Source organism: Chloroflexota bacterium, assembly GCA_020850535.1.
Classification (GTDB): Bacteria; Chloroflexota; UBA6077; order UBA6077; family JACCZL01; genus JADZEM01.
In genome coordinates, this window is record JADZEM010000087.1 from 1 (window position 1) to 5,608 (window position 5,608).

Here is a 5,608-nt window from a genome sequence, read left to right on the forward strand (position 1 = left end):
AGGCCCGCTTCGAGGCGGCCGCCGAGGGTGCCCGATGGCCGACGGACACGTACCCCGAGCCGGTCGAGCACTGCGACGTCTGCCGCTGGGCGGCCGAGTGCGCCGCTCGGCGGCGCGCGGACGACCACCTGTCGCTGGTGGCGGGCATCACCGCGCGACAGCGCACCGCCCTGGCTGCGCGTGGCATCGACACCGTCGTCCGGCTGGCCAACTCGCCGCTGCCGTTCAATCCCCCACTGGACGGGACGAGCGCCACGGCCGTCGAGCGCGTTCGCGAGCAGGCGCGCATCCAGGTCGAGGGCCGGGGCAGGGTGCCACCACTGCATGAGCTGCTGTTCCCGCCCGATGGCGAGCCGATCGAGCCGGAGCGTGGCCTGGCCATGCTGCCCGAGCCGAACGAGGGCGACCTATTTCTCGATCTCGAGGGTGACCCGTACGCCTTCGATGACGGCATCGACTACCTGTTCGGCGTGTTGGACCTGTCCGGCAGCTTCACGCCGATCTGGTCGTTCGATCCAGATCGGCCCGAGACCGTCAGCCTCGCGGGAGAGAAGTTGGCCTTCGAAGCGCTCATGGACCTGCTCATCGAACGGCTCGAGCGCCACCCCGACATGCACGTCTATCACTACGCCAGTTACGAGCCCACGGCGCTCAAGCGGCTGATGGGCCGGCATGCCACGCGCGAGGACGAGGTCGATCGGCTGCTGCGCGGCGGCGTGCTGGTCGACCTGTTCCGCGCCGTTCGGCAGGGCCTGCGCGCATCGGTCGAGAGCTACAGCATCAAGCGGCTCGAGGATCTCTACGACTTCGATCGCACGCTCGAGCTGCGCGAGGCCGGCGAGAGCATCGCAGCATTCGAGGAATGGCTGCAGCTGGGCGATGGCGACCGGCCCGGCTCGTCCATCCTCGACGACATCGCCGCATACAACCGCGACGACGTCGTCAGCACCATGCGCCTGCGCGACTGGCTCGAGGGCCTGCGCGACGAGCTGGCCGCGGCCACTGGGCAGCAGGTGCCGCGCCCGACGCCGGTCTCAGCCGATCCGAACGTCGAGACCGCCGCCGCCGATGCCAACGTGGCCGCCGTGGCCGAGGCGCTGACGGCCGACGTTCCCATTGAGCCGGATCAACGGTCGGACGAGCAGCGGGCGCGCTGGCTGCTCGGCCAGCTGCTGTCGTGGCATCGGCGCGAGAAGAAGGCGGCGTACTGGGAGTTCTTCCGGCGGATGGACATGGACGCCACCGAGCTGACGATGGACAAGGGCGTCATCGGCCCGCTCGAGGTGGTTGGCCCGATCGGCGAGCCAACTCGGCCCACGCCGCGGTCGAAGCCTCGTTGGCGGTGGCGATACCGCTTCGCGCCCCAGGATTACGACATCGGGTCGCGCAGCGACCTGTACGACCCGGGCCGACGGCAGGCGCAGCCCGACGCCCCGTGGAGCACGTGGAAGCTGAACGCCGTCCTCGCGGGCATCGACGACGGCGATGGCACGCTCGACCTCGACTGGGTCGGCTCGGAGGCGCCTGTCCACCCGATTGGGATCGTGCCGCTCGACGGGTTCAACGACCGCGACCAGCGGTCGGCGCTGCTCGAACTCGGCGCGTGGGTGGCCGAGCACGGCATCGACGCCGATGGCGAGTGGCGCGCGGCCAGGGACCTGCTGCTGCGACGGCCGCCGCGGGCGGGCCAGGCGGCCGGAGCGTCGCTGTGCGGACCCGGCGAGGATGAGCTGGCGGCCGCGCGAAGGCTGGCGCTCGCGCTCGATCACACGACTCTCGCCATCCAGGGGCCACCTGGCGCGGGTAAGACGTACGCCGGCGCACGAATGATCGTCTCGCTTGTTGCGGCCGGCCAGCGCGTGGGGGTGACGGCCAACAGCCACCGGGTCATCGGCAACCTGCTGGCGGCCGTCGCCGACGCCGCCACCGCGGAGAAGGTCGACATCCGCATCAGCCAGCGCGTCAGCGAGGACGGCCAGGGCATCGAGCACCCGAAGGTGAGCGTGACACGAGACGCCGACCAGGTCCGTGCCGGGCTCGCCGCCGGCACGATCGACGTGGCGGGCGGCACGTCGTGGTTGTGGGCCTCGGCCAAGAGCCGCGGCGCCGTCGACGTCCTGTTCGTCGACGAGGCCGGGCAGGTGGCGCTGGCCAATGTCCTGGCCACGGCCGGTGCCGCCTCGTCGATCGTGCTGCTCGGAGACCCCCAGCAGCTCGACCAACCGCTCCAGGGGTCCCATCCACCCGGGGCCGATCGCTCGGCGCTGGCGCACCTGCTCGGTTCAGATGCGACGCTGCCGCCGGATCTCGGCCTGTTCCTCGAGCACACGCACCGGCTGCATCCGGCCATCACGACGTTCACCTCCCGTGCGTTCTACGACGATCGGCTCGAATCACGTCCCGGCCTTGAGCGACAGGCCGTGCGTGGCCCCGCCCCGTTCCGCGACAGTGGCGTGCGCTACCTGGCGTCGGACCACACCGGCGCGGACAGCATCTCGCGCAGTGAGGCGCTCGAGGTGGCCGGGCTGGTGCGCGCGCTGGTGGAGAGCCGCGCGACCTGGACGGACAGCGAGGGAACGGTGCGCAAGATCGGCTACGACGACGTCCTGGTGGTCGCGCCGTACAACGCCCAGGTTGGCCAGATCGCCAGCCTGCTGCCGCCCGAGGCCAGGATCGGAACGGTGGACAAGTTCCAGGGTCAGCAGGCGCCGGTCAGCATCTACTCGATGACCACCAGCACGCCGGAGGACGCCCCCCGTGGCATGAGCTTCCTGTATTCCCGAAACCGCCTGAACGTGGCGACCTCGCGCGCGCGCTGCATCTCGATCGTGGTGGCCACGCCGGCGCTGTTGCGAGTCAGGGCCAGGACGCCCGAGCAGATGCGCCTGGCGAACGCGCTGTGCCTGTTCGTCGAACTGGCCAGCCAGCAGTCTCCCAACCGGGGAGGCTAGCGGGCCGCCCCTCGAAGGGACGTGGTCAAGGCGTCGTTGGCAAGGTCAAACAGCACGCAGATGTAGCCCCGGTCGCCGCCGGCGAACGAATCCTCGCTCGGCGTGATGAAGTTGGCGTAGATCTCCGAGGATTCGTAGGCCGTGCCGACGTAGGTCGCGAACGGCTCGATGCATACCTGCCCAAAGATCGTGTCTAACTCGGCATCCGTCGGGAACGTGGCGGTCTCATGCGTCGCGACGTGATAGACCTCGTAGGCATGCGGCAGCGTGCACGGCATGGCCTCGACGTCGCTGATCTCGGTGGTCTCTCCTGCGTTGAAGCAGTCGCCGGCGCGCAGGTCGGACACGGCCATGGTGCCGGCCTCGGTCAGGCGGCCCGAGCTGTCGCGCGAGGGTCCCGCGAAGAAGTTCAGGTAGACCAGGGCCACCACGCCGATGAGGATCGGGACGCCCAGCACCGACAGCCATCGAGTCCATCCCCGCTTGGTGTTGGGCGCCGCCCCCGCCTGCGCCGCCCACGTCGCCTGGTCGGCCCCGCTCGCATCGGCGCCTCTGGCCAAGCCGCATCGATGGCACGCCGCGTCGGCCTCCTCGTTGTCTGCGTAGCAGCGCTTGCAGACCCATCGCTCATTCACGGGCGCAGGGTACTCGATCGGCGTCGGCTGGCATGACGTCCGTACTCGCCGACGAACGCAAGTTGCTCAGCCGTCTCGACCGCCTGTGGGTGACGGGTCTCGCGCACGATGCGGATCGCCTGATCGGCATCAACCCCAGCAGCGACCAGCGCGCAGGCAACCACCGTACCGGTGCGACCAACGCCCCCCATGCACGCGACGGCCACATCGCCGCGCGATCGGCCCTCGGTCACCACGTCGAGGATCTCGTCCATGGCTTCGACCGATGCTGGGGCCCCGCCATCGGTCATGGGTCGTCTCACGACTTTGATCCCGGCGTGGCTCGCGCGCCGGACGATATCGGGATCACCCCAACGTGCCAGCTCAGCGTCATCCACCAGCAGAAGCAGCACGTCGACATCCGCAGAGCGCAGCGTGGCCAGGTCGATCTCCAGGTCGCGGCGGTAGACGCGGCCCGGGTAGCGCACCGAAGCGCCATGCTTGCCGGGCAGGAACGTCAGGCCCAGCCGCCCGGGACGGCCGTCGTCCAGCCATTCACCTGGGATCCAGTCGACCCGCAGCGGAGGATCGAGGTCTCGGAGGGCCGCCACTCAGTTGAGTTGCTCGTTGCCGCGCCGGCAGAAGTGACCCTGCGGGTCGAGCGGCTCGCCGCAGAATGGGCATGGTGGCCGGCCGGCGTCAACCAGGGCCGCGGCGTCGCGGGCGAACTTGCGTGCCTCCGCCGCCATGATCCTGACCCGCAGCACGTCGGGACCATCCGGGGCGTCGTCCGGCAGCTCGACGTACGCTCCGTCCGCCGTCGGAGTCTGGGCCTCGATCACCACCGATCCAGCGGCGGCGTCCCACGCCAGGGCCATCGCACCAACCTGGAACAGCTCGACCAGTGGCTCCGCCAGGGGCTCGGGCAATGCGTCGGCGCTGCCGGCAGCGACATCGGCTTCCGCGCGGGCAACTTCCGCCGCATCCAGCAGGTCGTCAAGCCGGGCGGCCAGGGCAGCGACCTGCACCTTTTCCAGGCGCACGCTGGCGATCTCGCCGCCCTTGCGCGCCTGCAGAAAGAACGTGCGCGAACCTGGCTCACCCACCGTGCCGGCGGTGAACCGATCCGGATCGTCGAAGACCAGCAGTCGGCGTGTCATTCGCTCTCAATCCTACCGGTTGGATGGGTAGCATGGGTCCGTGCACGCCAGGCAGACCGATGCGACCGTTTCGCCGGCCTGACGACCGGTCGATGGCCCGGCCGGCTTCGCCCGAGGGCCGACCTGCCCTGTCGCCCCGGGCGCGGCTGTTCGCCGGCTGGCTGGCCGTGTTCGCGATGGTGATGATCATCGGCGGCGCGGTCCGTCTGTTCGGCGGCAATGCCGACGGCGACGACATCCTGCCGACTCCCAGCCCGAGCAGCGCCGCTGGCCTGCTACCGATCACCTTCGGCACGGAGCTTGGCCCGGACAGGCTCGTCCTGGCTGCCTCTCAGACGGATCGCTTCACGGCGGACGACACCTTCGCCTACTCGGTCAACGATGCTGCGCCCGCATCGGAGATCTACGTCGCGGTTCGTCGCACGTCGGGCGGCCCGATCGAGGTGGTGCAGCCGCCGACCGACGCCCAGGCGATTCCGGGGGCTCCGGCATTGATCGGCTTCATGGTGCCGGCCTCGGCACTGTTCAAGGATTTCGGCCCCGGCACCTACGAGATGCTGATCCACCTTCAGCCGGACCAACCACCGATCGCCGGCGGCACTTTCCGGCTGATCGCCACGGCCACCCGATCAGGCTCCTGACCGGACGAGCGACCTGCTCGACGAATAAGGGATCGGAGACGTGCCCCATCTCCGATCCCTGCTGGCAAGTCGGCGTGCCCATCCGACTCGTCGTCGCGACAGGTTACGATCCGGCGACCGCACCTGTCAACACTCAATTGACCGAAAGCGCCTCGTTCGTGAGTTCGTAGGCACCGCGATGATCGCCCGCCTCCGCCCGGAGGCCAGCCCACTCCCGCAGCACGTCGCGCAGACGGCTCGGA

5 protein-coding genes are annotated in these 5,608 nt (G+C 69.8%); 2 read left to right on the plus strand and 3 right to left on the minus strand.

Annotation, left to right across the window (positions count from 1 at the left end):
• Positions 1–2,951: TM0106 family RecB-like putative nuclease (locus IT306_12640; protein MCC7369268.1), on the plus strand; the 2,951-nt coding region annotated here is incomplete at its 5' end.
• On the opposite strand, the gene IT306_12645 is transcribed toward IT306_12640, so the two are convergent.
• The 3 genes from IT306_12645 to IT306_12655 all read right to left on the minus strand — a co-directional run bounded on the left by IT306_12645 (position 2,948) and on the right by IT306_12655 (position 4,725).
• Positions 2,948–3,511: a septum formation family protein gene (locus IT306_12645; GenBank protein ID MCC7369269.1), complete on the minus strand. Its 564-nt coding sequence runs from the start codon at positions 3,509–3,511 to the stop codon at positions 2,948–2,950. The genes IT306_12640 and IT306_12645 overlap by 4 nt on opposite strands.
• Positions 3,512–3,582: 71 nt before the next feature.
• Entirely contained in the window at positions 3,583–4,176 is a 594-nt protein-coding gene (locus tag IT306_12650) for a dual specificity protein phosphatase family protein (GenBank protein MCC7369270.1), read from the minus strand.
• Positions 4,177–4,725 carry a DUF3090 domain-containing protein gene (locus tag IT306_12655; GenBank protein MCC7369271.1) on the minus strand — a complete coding sequence of 183 codons (549 nt, stop codon included), beginning with the start codon at positions 4,723–4,725 and terminating at the stop codon, positions 4,177–4,179.
• A 167-nt stretch (positions 4,726–4,892) separates the two neighbouring features.
• Here IT306_12655 and IT306_12660 point away from each other — a divergent pair, with 167 nt between their 5' ends.
• Positions 4,893–5,366: a hypothetical protein gene (locus tag IT306_12660; protein MCC7369272.1), complete on the plus strand. Its 474-nt coding sequence runs from the start codon at positions 4,893–4,895 to the stop codon at positions 5,364–5,366.
• Positions 5,367–5,608 lie beyond the last annotated feature (242 nt).

Bases quoted from the DNA above. Each gene is read 5' to 3' on its own strand.
- IT306_12655 (MCC7369271.1), bottom strand. From the start codon at position 4,725: ATGACACGCCGACTGCTGGTCTTCGACGATCCGGATCGGTTCACCGCC.